Genomic DNA, 16,976 nt, shown 5'->3' with positions numbered 1-16,976 from the left:
CCGCCTCCATAACGAGTGATTCAGAAGCATACATAAATTTACGGTATCGCCACGGTAATTGGTACACCTCGTCAGGGCGGTAGTGGTGATTTTGAAAAAGGCGGTGTAACATTAACGCTTCGCCGCCCGCCTTTATGAGTTTTTTACTTCTTCGATTTCCTCGTCAGTATCTTCCGCATAGCCGCTTGCGCGTAAAATCTCGTCTTGTAATAGCGTGATTTCACCGGCAAGTAACGCCTTATAAACGCAGTCGCCTGCATCCTTAGCGCCGTACTTTTCGAGTAATTTCGCGTTGCCGAAATCAGGGCTAACGCAAGCCGTTGCGATAAGTAATCCTTTGAAATCTTCCTCGTTGACTTCTGCTCGTTTGTTTTTACCTTTGCCTACGTGGTATGTCGCCTGTTCGCGAAGTTTGTTTATCGTCTGACCGTCGATTGCCTTTACGGTAAAATGTGTATTTAATCGTTTAATGAAAACGTCGTTTTCGATTTTAAGTTCTGCTCCTAATAACGCTTCTAATGCGTCCATGTTCGTCATCCTTTCGTTATTAAAGGCGAGCAAGCGCCCGCCTTATTAAGTTAATCGAGATATTCAAATCCGCTGAAAGTGAACGGCGTTTCTTCTTCAACAATTGAACCGTGCTCATATGAAAGCAACGGAATTGAATCGAACTGTACACCTTTCAAGCGAATCCACTGTTTTCCTTCGTGGTTTTCCGGGTCATCTAACTTCATAACTAATTCCGTAATGAACGCGCCTTGTGTGTCATCAGCAACTTGCGCAATTCGTTTCACAAATGCACTTGTAATCTTGTAACCTGTCATTGAGCCACTGCCCGTCAAACTGACCGTTTTGTGACCGATCCAACGTGTCCCTGCACGACGGATTTCTTCTTTACCGATCTCGACATTAGCTTCCGCCTGCGTTACGTTGGTAAGCCACGTACCGCTTTCGTCAAACATTTTACCGAATGAGCCGTTGAGCGTTTTGGATGCGTCTAACATTCGTTTCACCTCGCTTTATTAAACGTTTATTGTTAAGAAAATTCGTTCCATTGAATCAATCTCACGGTATCCAATCGCAAGGAATACTTGGTCGCCGACACTTTCCCGTTGAGGGTCCAAGCTAACAACGATGTCCGTTAAGACATTGCTGACTTCAAGCGTTTCAAGATACGCCTTAATAGCGTTAATAAGCGCCATTTGACCATCTTCGTTGTTGTCGAGTTTTCCGATATAGCTGTCACGTGCTGTTTTTTCAATGTCGGTCGCAACCGCTTGTCGCGCACGGATATTGCGGATTTTCTTCTTACTGGACGTAATGCCTTGCTCAACCTTAACCTTTTCGCCGTCATGTACGAGCACAAGCGATCCAGCTTGCAGCGCGGTCACAATTTCGCTGTTACGCAAGCGCTTTGTTACATCGTCTACGGAAACGGTTGTGTACGTAATTGACTGATTAATCGGCGTACCTGCGACTAGTCCGGCGATAAAAGGTGCGTATTCAGCGCTAGAATAAGTGTTTTCGCCAATTGTTACACCGTTAATTAAATTAACGACATAATCGTCACTGAAACCGATTGATCTCGCATTTCCTACTGTTGGGTCTAAATCGTCGGCCACACTTCCGCCAGCAACAAACATAAAGTGTTTCTTCTCTTCGCGATTGTCCGCAACCCATGTCGCTGTGTTGCCCTGTTCTGTTGCGTCATGCTCTCCGTCGAAAACGAACACATTAAACGGACGCGCTTCGAATGCCTCGCGCATTTCTACGTAGTCAGTCACAGTTGCTTCGGCTGGCATCGTGTAAACAAGAACTTGCTGTGCGCCGCCTGATAACGCAAATTTGATCGATTGAATGTTCGCCTGACCAAAAAGTAGAATTGCGTCGCCTTCCCCCTCAATTGTGTAAAATGTCTTAGCTGTCGCCTGCCCTGTATAGGTTTTTAGTGGAATCGCAACTATACCTCTAGCACCGCCGGTAATTTGAGCGTTCGCTGCTTCTTTAAAGTTAATATAAAGACCTGGACGAATCGGTAGAGCCGTCGGGTCCCATTGTTGAAACGACATTTACTTCACTCCTTTTTACCGAAAATATGATTGCCGTTTTCTAGATCATCAAATGTAAATCCGTCATTTTCTTTATGAATGTCATTAAAAACTGACTCTCCGTTTTCTATCGCATCGAAAGTAAAACCGTCATTGGGATTATTCGGAGTGTTCTCGCCTTCAATGACATCAAATGTAGACGCGTCACTTCCCGCGTATGTTGTTGCGTCAACATGAGCGATTTTAATGAATTCAGTTTGCTTACGCGCTTCACGTAAATGAGCCGAAAGCACACCGATAATCGCCGATACTGTGCCGCTTTCCGTTTTGAACGGTTGCGACAAATTAAAAGACTCCAGCCGTAGAAAACGGTCGGAGCCTAAAATCGGTATGACTAAACCGCTATTCAATTTGCGTTCAAGCGACTCGGTCTGCTGCATACAAGTAAAGTCATTTTTCGCAAAGTAAACGATTTGAAACGTTCGGTCGAGGCGATAATGGAATCCGCTTTCGCTAGTGCTTTTCGTGTCGATATAACGGATTACCAAAGTGTCTGCAGCAGGCTCAATCGGAACTTGCTGATAGTGAATGTCCGCTGTCGGAAACAAACTTTCAATGTAAGCCGCAATTGATTCGACTTCTTTAATTAGCGATGCCATCTTACCACCCCGCCCTGTTTAATTCTTCGCGAATCTCTCGCTCTAGCATTTTCTCCCACTCGCTCTCACGACGATCTGCAGGCTCACTTAGAAACTCTTCGACCGTTCCTGGATGGCGTAGTTTCTTGCCCGCATCCGCCATATGTCCTTCGTGAATGTAATATGCGTAATTGAATTGCTTGCTTGTCATTGCGTTCGCTTCGATTTCGACACGTTGATCTAAGCCAGCCCCTTCGACTTTACCGCTGATTTGACGGCGTAAGTTTCCGGTATCTAACGGAGCGACGTCAACCGCTTCACGTACCCAATCGTTTTTAATATCCTTGATTGCTCTCGTGGCTCCGCGTTGTGCCGCCTCTTGCGACCGTTCAAATAACTGAATTAACGGCATTAAATCGATCTGAAATGCATTTCTTCCTACTCTCGCCATTACACTTCAACCTCCGTCAGCATCGCCTTACCGTTCATACCGCGAGTTCTTTTAATATTTATCGGGACGTAAGTGCGTTGGTTTCCGGATTCGTCTGTGTAAAGGATTTCGTCGTCCAATCGAATGTCAGCGAATTTATCGAAGAATATCTGCGCCGAGCTAACGACTTCCTCGGAAAGAACTTGCGTTGCTCCCGACTGTTGCGAGGTACGACGCGTCAGCTTTGCGCCCTCTTGTACGCGACATTTAATCGTAAATTCAGTCGGCGGTGTGAGTTCGTTGCCCCACCGATCGACTTCGCCTTCTCGACGAATCGTGACGGTTTGTTTCAATGGCATAATCGGCATCTATAACACCGTCCATTTCACGCTACGACCGCCAAGTTTCTCGCCGTTCGCTTCGCCAACTAATTCGTAAACTTCGCTGGGTATTAAATGATCGATAGGCCGCTTCGCCCAATCTTTAAACGTAAACGAAATGCCCGAAATCGAAAACGCCGCGACGCCTTGCTGTTGCAACTTATTCGTATCATTAAACGCAGCACCGAGCACTGCCGCAAATAAATAGACGGCTTCATCCGGTATCGTTTTTCCGCTGAATTTGCGTTCAAGCGTTCGGTTGCTGACGTTTAATAACGCAGTCTGTCGCGTTTCATCTGCGTCGAGATAGTCCTCGTTATCGAGCGTATTTAATTGGATATATTCGAGTGCTTCCGCTAAATTCCACGCCATACTATCGCCTCCTTATTTTCCGGAGGTTTTGCGTGCTGGCGCGCGTTTAGGCTTCGGCGCAACTTCCTCCGGTTGTGGCTGTGGTTCAGGTTTGTCAACGCGCTTGGCGTCGTTCATTTTGTCTAACACCGCGATCACTTTCGCGTCAGTAGTCGAAAAGCTACCGCCATCAAAAGCGTGTAGCTCTCCGTCTACGTAAAACTTTAACTCGCGGTATTTGGAGTTATATACCGCCAATTACTTCGCCCCCTTGATGCGCGCATGAGCCGCTTCTTGGAAGAACTCTAGCGTGTATTCGCCGACGATCATTCCTTGTAGGTAGTCACCTTTCTTACCAAGATATTCGTGCGAGAATTCACGAGATTGTAACGGACGGATAGTCGCGCGGTTTTTGTCTACGATTAGAACTTCGTCAGCCGCTAAGTTATCGTTGATAGATACAGGGAACTCACCGAAATCAGTCGTTAAGAAATTAACTACAGTTCCGCGAGTGTTTTCGCCTTGGTTTACGCGAACAAGGTCTTTGTCAAACTTGGATACAACGCGCTTTTGCTTCGCAGGTACGATGATCTCGTAAGATTGACCGTTTTTGAATCCGCCTTTTGAGTAGATAGCTTGGAACGCGTCACCAATTGCGTCAATTGTTAAATCCGCACCAGCTAGGTCGAATACGTTTGATTTAATAAGGTTTCGTAGACCGTCCATTTGACGCACAACGCCATTTTCGTACTTGATTCCGTTGATAAGCGCCTTTTCAAGTTGTAACGCAAGTTCAAGTTGCTTTTTCTGCTTTTCGTACTCGTACATGTCGTCAATTCCGTAAGAATTAACTGCCGCAGCTGTACCGCTGATTTCCACTGTTTCGTCGAAAATTTGCGTGATGTTGGATTTTCTAACGCGTGGCTTATAGCGTCCTTCTCTAGCGTCAGAGCCTTCCGCGCCTTCTACGAATTGAACTTCGACCTTTGCTCCGCTTTCAACTGCGCCTGCAGTCGTGTTAGCATATCCACGAGTAACCGTTAAATCGTTTCCGCTTACCGCAGTAACTTTTAGCAACTCTTCGCCGATCTTAACAACGTGACCAGCACGGAAAGCTTCGCCTTTTGCAACGGAAATAGTTGTTGCGATTGCGTCAGCTGCTGCAGTTGCAGTTGATTCGTCTGCAAACATTTCATCCTCGAACCAGTTGTGCTCAACTTGCGTTACGGAATTTCCGAAACCTAGCATCGCAAGCAATGGCGTTTGATGTGGGTTTAAAAGTAAAAGCTGATCCACTACCGATTCTTTCTTACCGATTAATTCACCTGATAAAATTTTAGACATTCGAAATGTCCTCCTTATAAGTTAGTTTTGTAAATTAAAAAGACGTCAGCCGGCGTTTATTTGCCTAACTCACGTCTAAGTTTTGCGTATGCAGCTAAATCTTCGGCTCTGCCGCTGGCTCTCGCTTTCTCCGCCGCATCCTTTAATAGTTGGTCTGCGGTCTTTTCAGCCTGCTTTTCAGAACCTCCGTTAAAACTTTCGCCAATTTGAGGCGCCTGTTTCTTTGCGACAAGAAACGGTTTATTGTCAACGAGCGCTTTTACGGCTTCATCCATTCCGACAACTTTTCCGTCATCGCCGATTGTCACGGCCGATAAATCAGCGAGATTAAAAGCGTCGTCCAGATAGCCGATTTGATTGCTCGTAGCAACCTTAATAAATTCGTTGCGAATCTTTTCCGCCTTTACACCTTCGCGCATTTTTTCAAGTTCAGCCGCAAGCGACTGCTTTTCCTCTTCGTGCTTCTTGGCGATTTCCGCTAGGCGTTCATTTTCGCTTAATTCCGCAAGGCGTTTTTCTTCGAGCGCTTTTTCGTACTCGGTTGCCTTCGTCTTGATTTCGTCGTAGTCTGCGAACTTGTCGAATTTCTTTTTCTCGCGTTCAAGGCGTTTTGCTATAAGCTCGTTTACCTCGTCCTGCGTAAAAGTTTTCGCTTCTTCGACTGCTGGTGTTGTTTCTTCCGTCGTTTGTACCGGTTCGACTTCCGTTTGGATTTGCGTGTTTAATTCTTCGCTCATTTCGTACCTCCACGTTTAAAGTCCGAGTAGACTATTAGTTGTTTTCTTCGCCGTTTCTTTTTACGTCTTAACGTTCGGACAAATTGATTAAAGACCGTTTAACTCGCGCAATTCTTCCGGCAAATACTCTAGCCGTCGAATCGGCGTTACTACGTGCCTGCAATTCGGATGAAAGATGTCACGTCGCGGTAAATTGCCGATATACGGATAATCGCCAGGCGCATCCGGCACTAACTTAATAACGCGCCCTTCCCACATGCGACACATATCTTTCGCACCGTGTCTGCTGATAACGCCATATAAAGCACCATCCGCCATGCCTTGGTTAATCGCCGCTTCTCGCTGTGCTGACGCCATTTTCGTTTTGACGACCATATCGACGTAAGTTGTCGGCTTCCATCGCCGATTGCCTGCGTCAACAATGCCCGTTTCAATCGACGCGCCTAATCTCGCGCGCAGTTCGTTTGTGATACCGCGTCTAAGCGACGGAGTGGCGTTTATTCCTTGCGTTAAGTTCAGCCGTAATACTTCGCCCGTCACTTGCCTTATCGCCGTTCTAACGCGCCTCTCGACGTTCTGAGTGACTTGTAATAAATCGGCTTGCGTGTCGGCAACTGCTGCCCGGACCAATTCACGATTGAGTCGATTAAACTTTACGATTGTTCGCGCCTCTTCTAACGTGCTCGCCGCGCCCATCGAAACAATTGTCAGCGCTACGCCGTCAGTGACTGCGACGGGTATATTCTTCGTGATCCAGTCGGACGAATTGCCGTTAAGCTCCTTTAGGATGTCGGCAATGTCCGCTTGAAGTGCGAGTATGTTGGCGCGTTGCATATTCGTCAGATCAAAACGCATGAGTTCGAGATTGATAGACTGCAAAGCCTGCTCGTAATAACGGACTAGCTGGCGAATCTCGTAATCGTAGGTTGGCGTAGGTATCTCGCGAAAATTCGCCATTACTCGCTAACCTCGTTAAAAATGCTCGCTTCAACTGTTCCATTCGCCGCCACTTCGTCATTGTCAATTCGCGCGCTAATTTCGCGAGCCTTTTCGTCGTCAACGTTATCCAGACGTTTAATTGCCGATTGTACGTCGATTGTCGGCTTGTTGACTGTGCGAATCTGCATGATTTCGGCCATTTCCTTTTCGTTGCGAGGAATGCCGTCTTGCCAGTTGATTTTCGGATAAACAGGCGTGTATTTGTAATCGCCATGCTCTACGTCCATTAGTTGGCAGATATAGAGAACATCTCGAATCACCTTGTCGTAGTGTGTACGAATCCGTTTGACCTTCGAAAGTATTGGCATGAATCTCGCCTTAATTGCGCCGCTGTCCGTGTGTGACGTTCCTGTGCCGCCAGCATTGTCGCCGAGGACTGTACCGAATAGCCATTGCGGCGTTTCCGAGTTTTGAAAGACTAGCGCGATTAGCGATTCTAATTCCTTAAATGCTGCGTCAAGCTTGCCGTCCCACGTCATGTAGCCCGGCGTGACATCGCCTTCTGCAATCGGAATATAAACGCCGCCGAGTCGCTGTGAGCCTTCTGGACCGCCTTCGATTTCCGGTCCGTATGCGTTCGGATCGCTGTGCTTCCATAGGATGTAGTCTATTTGCGTGATTCTATCGTTTATAGCCGTTAATAGCGTTTCGATATTCTCGATACCGCTAATTCCCTGCCATTCGTCGTCGACCGATTTATACGGCGCATGCTGCACGAGCATAATCGGAACGCCCGTTTCAACTACGTCTGTTTGTCTACCGGTCGGCACGCGTTCGCCAATCTTGTAAACTTGCAACGGATAGCCGTACGAGTTATCGATGCCGCCCTCAAATTCGTGCAATCTATAACGCTCGTATTTTATAAAGCCGGGCAAGTGGCGCTCGACGTTTAAAAACGGCACATCTTCGCGTTTCGATACGACATATTCGACGGTACAGATATTGACCGCCTTGTACGACTTCACATTACCGCGCGATAATTCGGGATAAACAAATTCCGCGTTGACATGCTCGATAATCGGCTCGGCGTCAAACTGCGCTTGGTATTCCGCAAATGCTTCCGGCGATAAAAGGTTGCGCACTTCCGATAAGTCCTGGCGATAGCCGTAACGCACCTTCACCCATGAGTCGCCGCGATAACCGTTGCCGATTACGCTTTCGTGTACCAGCTTTACGAGGTCGTTTTCCTCGACGTGTCGATTAACCGCTTGTTGTTCTTCACTTTCGTCAGGCTTTCCGCTTTCGAACGAAGGAGGCTCGCCGACTAACAAATCGGCAGGCTTTGTAACCAGAATATCGGCGAGATTAACCGCGATATACAATGTGTTTAGCTGTGGAGCATGTGGCGTGTCGCCGAGCAGTTTGATCGCCCGCTGATATACTTCAGGCAGCCGATTTTGAAACACTTTTTTCAAGCGTTTATAGCGCGATATACGTTCACGGTCGGCCGGTGGCGGAAACTCTTCGCCAGGCTGAAACGCGTTATACGTATAGACCGTCGTGTGTTCTTCGCGCTTTTCTATTTCGCGTTTGCTGAACGGGTTTAGCAAAATCCGCCACCTCCTACTTTTCGTCGTTTAGTAATTCGTCCAATTCTTCGAGTTCTTTCGCTAAGTCGTCGTTGCTTCGTGTGCCGCTTCCGTCGTCGTTCGAAATGACTTGCTTTTCCGTTAATAAGCCGAAGCGTTTGAGGTATAAATCAATCGCTTTGACGGACGGCTGTGATCCGTTAATCAGCTTTAGCAACTGGCTGTATACCTTGCTTCGATGCTCGCTAAGGAAATCGTCGGAAATTTCGTTTTTGTAATCGATAAAATTCTTATTACGGGTGCGCCATAAATAAAGCGTCGACCGGTCGATCCCTAGTTCGGTCGCGATTTCTTCTTGCGTCATCTTTTCATCAGTGCTCCGCAAGTCATTCTCGACGAGCATTAGCGCTGCCTTCTGCTGATTCACCGTTAATTTTGCTTCGAGTTCTCTTTGTCGCGGGGTTGCCATCGCGTATCGCTCCTTTCGTTACATATGTTTTGGTTTCGCTGTGATTACCGCTTTCGGCCGCTTAACGACCGTTATTGCCATCTGCAATGCGTCGGGACCGTCGTCGTGCCAACGTGAGCCGTAGCGTTCGAAATGCTCGATTAACACCGAATGGCTTGCGTTAAAGTTAATCGTGCCGTTTTCTATGTCGGGCAGCATCGCCTCGATACGCAGCTCCTTGCGTTGTCGTTGCTGAATCTTTTTGACGCGTGTATGCGCAGGGTATCCGATGTGTTCGAGCCGCTTTTTCAATTCGTCGATGAAAAATTCCTGCGCCATCTGCGATTCCGCTCCGATAAGGTCCGGTTGAAACTTGCCAACCCTTCTCGTGATTTCATCGAGAAACTTGTCGGGATGCAGACGCTCGATAAACGCATCGATTACGTATATTTTTTTCGTCAGCTTATGTTTAGCGACAGTAATAGCCGCCGAGTAGTCGCCTTTTTGCTTACCCATCGCGAAGTCAATGCCCATGCCGAAGTAATACTCGGAGTGAGGGAATCGCTGCCCGTCGTCGTAATATTTGAACCGGTCGGGATGAAATATTTGCGATTCTTCGTCGAGTGGATTATTCATAAATTCCGTATTGAACGCTTTCGACCCGTAGTTCACCTTTTCGAGAAACAGATGCGTCAACGGAAATCGATCGGGCCATAAAACGTCGGCGCCCTCGTCCATTTCTGCGCGATGAGCTTCGTAAAACCGAATGGCAGCACGCGCGTTAGGCGTTGGCGTTTCCTCTGTTGCGTTTTCCATTTCCGCAAGTTCTTCGCCGGTCGGCTCGTACTCCTTGTAAATGCGCTCGAACTCCGTCCATAAATCCATACGCTTCGGCCATTCGATAATCGCCGGAAACTTGTTCTTAATGAAGTCGCGACGCTCCGTTAGTACATAGTTTAAAAGCGAGTCTACGTGAACCAGCGTTCCCATAAAAATAACGGCGGTCTGCGTTGGATCGTACGCCGGCATTAAGTCCTGGTTCAGCCAGTCCTTCGCTTTTTGACGCAGCTCTGGCGTGTTGTTTGAGTCCCGCGACTCCAAATCGTCCAGCAAGATTAAGTCGGGACGCTGCGATCCATTACGGAAACCACGGATTTGCGTTCCGAGCGACGTTGCTTCCATCTTGATGCCGGTCGTCGTCAAGAACGCTTCTTCGCTGTCCTTTTCGTTCCGCGTTTTCTGTTCGTGTAGCATAACACCAAAGTCATCGCGCAGCTTTAAGTTATATTTCAGTTGGCCCGCGACCCACTTGATGAACTTCTTCGAGCCGGCGTTTGTTTCCGAAATTATAAGAATCATTTTACGCTTGCGATACGCGATTTCATGAACCGGAAAGGCGTTCGACAGGTACGCCGACTTTGCGTGTCCACGCGAGGCCGCCCATGCGATACGAGCCGTTCTATTGCGGTTAGATACCGAGTCAAGGATGCGCGATAGCTTGGCGTGAAAGTCCGGCGCTTGCTCCATGTCCACTTTCGCAGTTGGCACGAGGTTGTCGGGATTGCCGGGATTGCGCGCTTCCGAAAAATATTCGTAAAAGAAGTACAGCATGTCGACTTCCGCGCGATGTATTCGTTTTAAACGCGTCAGCTCCGCCTTATCGCGTCGGAAAGTATCGATATGATAATCGGTCGCCTTGCCGGCTTTGATCGCCGCAGCCAGCTTGCGTACGCGTTCTGCGAGCAAGTCAATACGTTCCTGGCGCGCTGGTCTGTCGAGCCACGTTCCGTTGATATATGCGATAAGACATCGCCTCCTTTGCGTTTTATTTGCGAAAATGCCGACGCCCCGAGTTCGAAAAATTGTGCGGTAGTTTTTAACGCCTGTTTTGTCGAATTTGGCTGGCCGGCTTGGGGGTTTCGACAAAAAAAGTCGAAAGTCGATCGTTTGTTCGCCTATTAACGCTTTAATACGTTGAAGTTACGTTGAACCGACGTGCATATCTATACAGGCGTATACACCCAACGTCTGTATAACGATGTATACGTCATACATTTCTAGTTTACATAATAGTAACTATCGGAACCTCTTGACTTTCACAAACCGCGCCATACCTACGTTTACCGACTGCCCCGTATTATCGGTTATGCACGATTTTATACATCGTTGATATAGCGCTGTTTACAAAACGTATACATCCGTTATTTCCCGGAATAAATGCATACGCGAATAGAGCGTCAATCATGCGAAAATGTATACGATCCTGCATGGCGTCGCGTTACTGCGGTGAAGTATTAGCGCAGGACCCCCTGAGTTTTGGCAAGGCGCTTTCGCTGGCGGCCCCTCGCTGATATTATGCGTTGCACATTGTCGCTAGCCATACGCAATCCATACCGCGTTCCTTCTTATATAAATGTACGCAGTCCTGCCGATTCAACAGCGTGTGCCACAACGTAAAAAAGACGCCCTACTGGACGCCTTCTGCGGTGCTGCCTTCGTTATTCTCTTCGATCCATTTCCGCACTTCTTCCGGTGTCAATCCTAGCGATATAGCTTCGTACATTAGCGCCATCCATTCGTCATCCATTGCGTCACACCTTCCGTTGGTTATGCGTTTATTATAGCGCAAGGAAGGCGAAAAGGGCAACGGATAAGGTGGCGAAAGTTACCCGGTACAGAAATCGTACCGGCGTGTATCTCTTTGTTATTCCTTATCGCTTACGCTCTTTTTTATGCGATAAAATACATGCAATAATTAATAGCGTCATATATGAGCGTTAGCGAATATATGCGCAATGTTTATAAGTATTTATTAATAAGGCTATATTAGTAAAGATATATAGAGTACAGTTTTCGTACTACCCCTAGTACGATAATCGTACTAGGGCGGTACAGAAATCGTACTACCTACCGTCAGAACCAATCGGCCATGTCCGGTGTAGCCTGCGCGCTATCTTTCTTCGCATACTTTTTCGCCAACTCTTCGCCAAACTTGCGATAGAAATCGCCTTCGTCCTCAATCGGCGCAATAAATACGTAGCAGTTGTTGTCCCAGCCGTGGTCATTCTCGTGCGTCACGCGCTTAATCAATTCAAGGTGTTCCAGCGCCTTCAACGCGTTGCTGACCGTTCCCTTCGACCCGATGCCCGTTTCGCGCATGATCGAATTCCAGCTCGGCCAGGCGTAACCATAGTCGGCATTATATCGCTGCAATAAATACCGATAAACGCGCTCGGCTGTCGGATTAAACTTCGGATGCCTAACGTAATACATGCAGACGGCTGCCGGCAATGCCGCAAAGCCTTTCGTTGTCTCAAACGGTAATGCTCGCTTTTGTTCGCTCATTTACTATCGCTCTCCTTCGTTCACTAATTAGCGCGTGCTAATGCGCTTTCGCAGACGCCTTTCTCGCGTCGTATTCGTCAAGGTAGCCTCTTAGTTCGTCGGTACGGTCAAAGACCCACATACGGTTGCCTGTGCGCTTGTGTAGCGCGGTATATTTGTAGCGAAGGCCGCTCGCTTTAAGAAAGTGCATTAGCGTCGTTGAATAGCAGTAAAAATCGTTCACTTAAATCGCCTCCGTTAAATTAAAAATCGCAAAATAAAAAGCCCGCAATGGATGCGAGCGTTAAAACTTTCGTCTATAAGGTATAACCACAAAACAACGTAAAAGTAAGCCATTATTGCGGAATTTCTTCGTTGTCCAGCCGTTTATTTGCGATTTCAACGTATTCCTGCTCGCGCTCAAAGCCGATAAACTTACGATTGGTGCAGACCGCAGCTACTGCGGTGGTGCCGGAACCCATAAACGGGTCTAGTACCGTACCGTCTTTATTGCTCGAGTTTTCAATAAAAATCCGCATTAATTCAACCGGTTTCTGTGTCGGATGTTCTCTACTTCTAACATTGTCTAACTCTATAACGGTTTTCGTTCCAATATTATTGATATACTTAGCACGACCTTTCCGGAAAAATAGAATATATTCTGCGTTTTTCATATAGTACTGCGAAGGTGTTACATTGTTCTTCTTCCAAATAAGGATATTATGCAACTTAAACCCTAACTCCACGCCTATATTCAACATTTTTTGTAAATTCAAAACATTAGTCATTGTGTAAAAATGAGATCCTGTCTTTAACACCCGATAAACCTCTGTCATCCAATCTTTCATATCTACCTCATTGTAGTTAAAAATTTTGCCATCATTCTTCAGTAGTATTCCACTAGGCTGACCCGCGTTCTTCTTCCTGCCTCCGCTTATACAAGGGTATGCAGGGTCTGTCACTACTAGGTCAACGCTCTCATCAGGCAGCATACGCATGCCCTCGATGCAATCACGCTGGTATATCCGGTTCAACTCTAAACTACCGATCATTTCTTTCGTCATTTAACCGTCTCCTTTTTCGCTAAATTAGCGCTAGCAAAAGCGCCCTCACATATAAGGGTGAAATTTCCGCCAAAAGTAAGCCATTCCGTCAATATTTGCGCAACTTTTTTCGATTTTGCCGCGTCTGTGACCGATAATCTCGTCCGTCCGTGCCGACTTCCTCCGCCATTGTGAACGATACTTGATCGGCTTCCCTTCGCTCGATTTGACGGTCACTCATAATCGGCGCTTCATTATTACGTATCTTCATGCGGTCGTCGTCCGTCACTTCCTCGTACAAACACAACGTCGCCAGCCGGTCGAGCGCGCCACTGTCGGGCCGTTTGCCGGTCGCCTCGACGTATTGGTCCGTCAGCGCTTCGATTGCCTTAAAACGGGCGTCACGCGGCAGATTGCCGGCTTTTGTTCGCGTCCATAGTTCGTTAATTTTCTCGTTAAATTCAACGTTAGTCATTCGATGATTCCTCCCCGTTATTTAAGCTGTAGCCTTCGCCATACCTCGCCCACTTTTCGAACACGCGCGCAACTTTCGCAAGCGCTACGTTAATCAGCCGATTGACCGTCTGTTTGCTGACGCCGAGCATGTCGCCCGCATCAACTTGCGATAAATCTTCCTCGTAAACCAGGCGCAATGCTTCGCGTTGTCGATCCGTCAAGCCTGCGCGTTCAATCGCCGTTGTCAGGTCGGCTAGAATCACAACCGCGTCGTAATCGCCGGCATATTGGCGTTCGAGCAAGGCGTGATAGTCGCCGAGCAGGATGCGCAAGCCGTCTGCGTTATCTAGCGCCGGGTATTTCGATTCGAGCGTGCGCTCCTTTGCGTGTGTGTCGATTTTTACCGTTCCCATTTATCCGCCTCCCTTGTATTAATCCGTCGCTTTGCGTTATAATATCGGCATACAATCGCAAAAGGACGTGTTATCATGCCGTTTCAACCGTTACATATTCCGCGTGCTCCGATGCCTACAGTCACGCTAGATAAAGCGCTTAGACTTTCGCTTGGTCGCGGAACCATCGTTGCATTAAACATTTCGCCGTCTGATTACGTCGTGGTTAGCGTTGACGTCGAAAACAAACGCCTAGGAATCGCGAAACAGGAACTTGCCAAGGTTCCCGGAGCGACAGCCGTAAAAATGGATAAGCGTGGCTATCTCGGAACAGCCATCGGCAGACTTGTCGCTAGTAAACTCGGCATGTCAGAATCAGATTTGCCGATCAGATTCGTGTCCGACGGACAAGTCGACGAAGGCACCGTTCACTGGCACGCTTTCCAGGCGGAATAGCTACGGGCAATTGCTTATTTTGTCCGCAATAATTCCTTAAATATCGCTTCTAGCACGTTTACGACGATACTGTTGCCGGCCATCGCGTATAACGTTGCGTTTCGCTTGCCTTCCCGCGTCGGAAACTTCCTGGCCACGCTGTCAAAATCTTCGTCGCTAAAACCCATCAGCCGCCATACCTCACGTTCAGTTAAGTACCGATAACGCTTTGGCGCTAATTTAATGATGCCAGCGTTAGGACAACGGTCTTGGCGCTCAGTTATCGTCCAGCAATGCGTGTCTATGACGTCAAGTGTTCGCGAATATCCTGCGATGCCGTCCGGGTTTATTTCGGCTATTTTCGAAGTCATCGACGGCACCGTAATCATATATTTTTCGTCGTTTACATCGCGTTCTAAGAATTCGTCAATGTGTGCTGCGGGCTTTCGTTCTAACGCGTTAAAATCGAAAGAGTTGCCGTCAAGCGTGCTAATTGCGAATACTCGCTCGCGGCGTTGTGGTATGCCGAAATCCATTGCGTTAAGAACGTCGAATGAGGTGCGGTAGCCCATTTCGTTAAGGTCCTCGATATAATCGTAAAATGCTCCGACCATATCGCGATCCAGTACGCCTTTAACGTTCTCCCACACGATGATCCGCGGACGCCATACGCCCATGTTGCGGACTATCTTCACTGTTTCGCCGAGCAGCGATGACTTTTCGCCTTCGCCGCCGTCCCTTGCGCCCCAACGCATTCTTGCTCGCGAGAAGTCCTGGCATGGCGATCCATGTACGAGAATGTCCGGCTTTAAATTGTAGCCTACGACCGACTGCGGCTTGTGCCGATGGTCATACAGCGCGTTATAGGCCCGAACGCGTCTTTCGTCAATCTCTACGTAATCTATCGCCTTATGGTCGATTCCTAGATTAATCAGCGCTTTACGAGGCGCACCAATGCCGCCAAATAATTCGAGTATCTTAATCAATCGACCGCCTCCATTTTCGCAACTATTTCGTCAACCTTCGCGTATAACTCTTCCAGCGTCCCATCGTTCACAATCTCGTAATCCACCGCGAATCCATTTACGTGTTGCTCCGTGTCGTGAGCGAAGTCATGAACCGTGAAATTGTCGCCTGCCGCAATCGCGCGATCCATTCGCAACTGATCCGGCGCTGTAACGCGAATAATCGTAAAGCCCTCGGCACGTAATCGATCGTACTCCGCAGGCAAGCGCAAGTCCGTAATGACTACGTTAGCGCCCCGATTGTCAACTTCGCTATGCCACCAAATATGCGAGTTGACCAAGCGCAAGCACGCGTTAATCCAAACGTGCTCGGCGCCTTCGATCGGTAAGTTACGTATGCCCTCCCCGAAAATTTGGTAAGCACGGCGCGGCTTTGGCTCGTCGGGAATATGCGGAAACAATTCGTGCAGCAACGATTTCATGCGCGTGGCAAATGCGAACCGTTCAAACGCGTGCTCCCGCGCCAAGTAGTCGGCGACTGCGTCCTTGCCGGCGCGTATCGGACCACATATCGCAAGCTTGCGGACTGGAAACTTGGTCATCGGCTAGCACCGCCAATCGCTTCGATAATCGCGCTTAGTTGCTCGGCGGTAAATGTGACGCCGCTGACCGTTGTGCGTTCGTCAAGGTAGGCGATGTCCTTCGTGTTGGATTCCGTCTGCTGTGCGAAAGTTTCGACGTTGCGCTGCGTGTCGGATAGCTGCGATTCTAGCGACGTGACGCGGCGCGCTAGATTCGCCAACATGTCGATGACTTGCGGACTGGCTTGCGTGGCGTCTACGGTTGGTAAGTCGTCGTTGGCTGACGCGGCTTCGATCGGTTCAAGTACGTTATATTCCCTGTGAGTAATATACGTGCAAACCTTGTCTTTTACTTTTCCGTAGTCCTCTACAGTTACGGAATCATCGTCTGATTCTACAACGTTTAAAACATCTCCGTTAGCATAATCACCAAACGTGAAGTTCGCATTCCTAATTAGTATCTTCTCGCCAACCTCTGCCTTTCGCTCGACTAGACGGTAGCGTGCGCCATCAATGCGGACGATGTTCGTTGGTTCTAGCGTTTTATAATTTCCGAAAGATAAGATGTGCTCGTCGCCTTCGTCATCAATTAACGTTACCTCGCCGTTATCTTCTACGTAAATTGCTTCGTATACTTTACCCTGCGTAAAACAATTGGGAAATTCAGTCACGACTAAATCGTCGATATACGCTAAGTTGTTCGTTTCAACATATTCACGCTCGATCCCGCCAATTGATTCGTCTGCGATATAGTGCTTAGCAGTTAAGTTCTTCATTATTCCGCCTCCTCTTGATCTTCGTTAACATTCGCGAGAATTACATAGCTATCGCACATCCAACCGTCTTTATTTAATAGCGTAATTTTACCTTCGATCT

The 16,976-nt window shown here is 47.9% G+C and carries 23 protein-coding genes; 1 reads left to right on the top strand and 22 read right to left on the bottom strand.

The window, feature by feature from the left end:
* Positions 1-132: 132 nt before the first annotated feature.
* The 19 genes from J1899_RS08090 to J1899_RS08000 all read right to left on the bottom strand — a co-directional run bounded on the left by J1899_RS08090 (position 133) and on the right by J1899_RS08000 (position 14,140).
* Positions 133-528: a phage tail assembly chaperone gene (locus J1899_RS08090; RefSeq protein ID WP_246586616.1), complete on the bottom strand. Its 396-nt coding sequence runs from the start codon at positions 526-528 to the stop codon at positions 133-135.
* A gap of 50 nt (positions 529-578) precedes the next feature.
* Positions 579-1,004, bottom strand: coding sequence for a phage tail tube protein (locus J1899_RS08085; protein WP_214478353.1), 426 nt, complete (start codon positions 1,002-1,004; stop codon positions 579-581).
* Positions 1,005-1,022: 18 nt separating this feature from the next.
* Positions 1,023-2,069 carry a phage tail sheath subtilisin-like domain-containing protein gene (locus tag J1899_RS08080; RefSeq protein ID WP_214478352.1) on the bottom strand — a complete coding sequence of 349 codons (1,047 nt, stop codon included), beginning with the start codon at positions 2,067-2,069 and terminating at the stop codon, positions 1,023-1,025.
* A gap of 5 nt (positions 2,070-2,074) precedes the next feature.
* The gene (locus tag J1899_RS08075) at positions 2,075-2,707 is read right to left on the bottom strand and encodes a hypothetical protein (protein WP_214478351.1); all 633 of its coding nucleotides are present in this window, start codon (positions 2,705-2,707) and stop codon (positions 2,075-2,077) included.
* 1 nt (position 2,708) lies between these two features.
* Entirely contained in the window at positions 2,709-3,137 is a 429-nt protein-coding gene (locus J1899_RS08070) for an HK97 gp10 family phage protein (protein ID WP_246586615.1), read from the bottom strand.
* Complete coding sequence (locus J1899_RS08065) at positions 3,137-3,484, bottom strand: hypothetical protein (protein ID WP_214478350.1); 348 nt, start codon at positions 3,482-3,484, stop codon at positions 3,137-3,139. The genes J1899_RS08070 and J1899_RS08065 overlap by 1 nt, the downstream gene beginning before the upstream one ends.
* The gene (locus J1899_RS08060; protein WP_214478349.1) at positions 3,485-3,868 is read right to left on the bottom strand and encodes a hypothetical protein; all 384 of its coding nucleotides are present in this window, start codon (positions 3,866-3,868) and stop codon (positions 3,485-3,487) included.
* Positions 3,869-3,880: 12 nt separating this feature from the next.
* On the bottom strand, positions 3,881-4,105 hold the full coding sequence (locus J1899_RS08055; protein ID WP_214478348.1) for a hypothetical protein: 225 nt from the start codon (positions 4,103-4,105) through the stop codon (positions 3,881-3,883).
* Positions 4,106-5,191 carry an SU10 major capsid protein gene (locus J1899_RS08050; RefSeq protein ID WP_214478347.1) on the bottom strand — a complete coding sequence of 362 codons (1,086 nt, stop codon included), beginning with the start codon at positions 5,189-5,191 and terminating at the stop codon, positions 4,106-4,108.
* Positions 5,192-5,247: 56 nt separating this feature from the next.
* Positions 5,248-5,928: a phage scaffolding protein gene (locus J1899_RS08045; RefSeq protein ID WP_214478346.1), complete on the bottom strand. Its 681-nt coding sequence runs from the start codon at positions 5,926-5,928 to the stop codon at positions 5,248-5,250.
* An 87-nt stretch (positions 5,929-6,015) separates the two neighbouring features.
* Positions 6,016-6,885 carry a phage minor capsid protein gene (locus tag J1899_RS08040; RefSeq protein ID WP_214478345.1) on the bottom strand — a complete coding sequence of 290 codons (870 nt, stop codon included), beginning with the start codon at positions 6,883-6,885 and terminating at the stop codon, positions 6,016-6,018.
* Positions 6,885-8,477 (bottom strand): phage portal protein, encoded by a 1,593-nt coding sequence (locus tag J1899_RS08035; protein ID WP_214478344.1) that lies wholly within the window; start codon positions 8,475-8,477, stop codon positions 6,885-6,887. Before J1899_RS08035 ends, J1899_RS08040 begins: the two co-directional genes overlap by 1 nt.
* A 13-nt stretch (positions 8,478-8,490) precedes the next feature.
* Complete coding sequence (locus tag J1899_RS08030) at positions 8,491-8,925, bottom strand: phBC6A51 family helix-turn-helix protein (protein WP_214478343.1); 435 nt, start codon at positions 8,923-8,925, stop codon at positions 8,491-8,493.
* A gap of 18 nt (positions 8,926-8,943) precedes the next feature.
* Entirely contained in the window at positions 8,944-10,650 is a 1,707-nt protein-coding gene (gene terL, locus J1899_RS08025) for a phage terminase large subunit (protein WP_246586614.1), read from the bottom strand.
* 721 nt (positions 10,651-11,371) lie between these two features.
* Positions 11,372-11,491, bottom strand: a complete 120-nt coding sequence (locus J1899_RS08020; protein WP_214478342.1) for an anti-repressor SinI family protein — start codon at positions 11,489-11,491, stop codon at positions 11,372-11,374.
* A 326-nt stretch (positions 11,492-11,817) separates the two neighbouring features.
* Entirely contained in the window at positions 11,818-12,249 is a 432-nt protein-coding gene (locus J1899_RS08015; RefSeq protein WP_214478341.1) for a helix-turn-helix domain-containing protein, read from the bottom strand.
* A gap of 335 nt (positions 12,250-12,584) precedes the next feature.
* Positions 12,585-13,292, bottom strand: coding sequence for a DNA-methyltransferase (locus J1899_RS08010; protein ID WP_214478340.1), 708 nt, complete (start codon positions 13,290-13,292; stop codon positions 12,585-12,587).
* A gap of 88 nt (positions 13,293-13,380) precedes the next feature.
* On the bottom strand, positions 13,381-13,746 hold the full coding sequence (locus J1899_RS08005) for a hypothetical protein (RefSeq protein ID WP_214478339.1): 366 nt from the start codon (positions 13,744-13,746) through the stop codon (positions 13,381-13,383).
* Entirely contained in the window at positions 13,739-14,140 is a 402-nt protein-coding gene (locus J1899_RS08000) for a sigma factor-like helix-turn-helix DNA-binding protein (protein ID WP_214478338.1), read from the bottom strand. Before J1899_RS08000 ends, J1899_RS08005 begins: the two co-directional genes overlap by 8 nt.
* Positions 14,141-14,215: 75 nt before the next feature.
* Here J1899_RS08000 and J1899_RS07995 point away from each other — a divergent pair, with 75 nt between their 5' ends.
* Entirely contained in the window at positions 14,216-14,575 is a 360-nt protein-coding gene (locus tag J1899_RS07995) for a hypothetical protein (RefSeq protein WP_214478337.1), read from the top strand.
* Positions 14,576-14,589: 14 nt separating this feature from the next.
* On the opposite strand, the gene J1899_RS07990 is transcribed toward J1899_RS07995, so the two are convergent.
* The 3 genes from J1899_RS07990 to J1899_RS07980 are packed head-to-tail and all read right to left on the bottom strand — an operon-like array spanning position 14,590 to position 16,876.
* A complete protein-coding gene (locus tag J1899_RS07990; protein WP_214478336.1) occupies positions 14,590-15,540 on the bottom strand; it encodes a DNA cytosine methyltransferase in 951 nt (316 codons plus the stop codon).
* Positions 15,537-16,121, bottom strand: a complete 585-nt coding sequence (locus tag J1899_RS07985; RefSeq protein ID WP_214478335.1) for a nucleoside/nucleotide kinase family protein — start codon at positions 16,119-16,121, stop codon at positions 15,537-15,539. The genes J1899_RS07990 and J1899_RS07985 overlap by 4 nt, the downstream gene beginning before the upstream one ends.
* Positions 16,118-16,876, bottom strand: coding sequence for a hypothetical protein (locus J1899_RS07980; RefSeq protein ID WP_214478334.1), 759 nt, complete (start codon positions 16,874-16,876; stop codon positions 16,118-16,120). Before J1899_RS07980 ends, J1899_RS07985 begins: the two co-directional genes overlap by 4 nt.
* Positions 16,877-16,976 lie beyond the last annotated feature (100 nt).

The organism is Cytobacillus gottheilii, from assembly GCF_018582665.1.
In the GTDB taxonomy this organism is placed as follows: domain Bacteria; phylum Bacillota; class Bacilli; order Bacillales; family Cytobacillaceae; genus Cytobacillus; species Cytobacillus gottheilii.
This window is presented reverse-complemented; position numbering and strand designations above follow the sequence as displayed.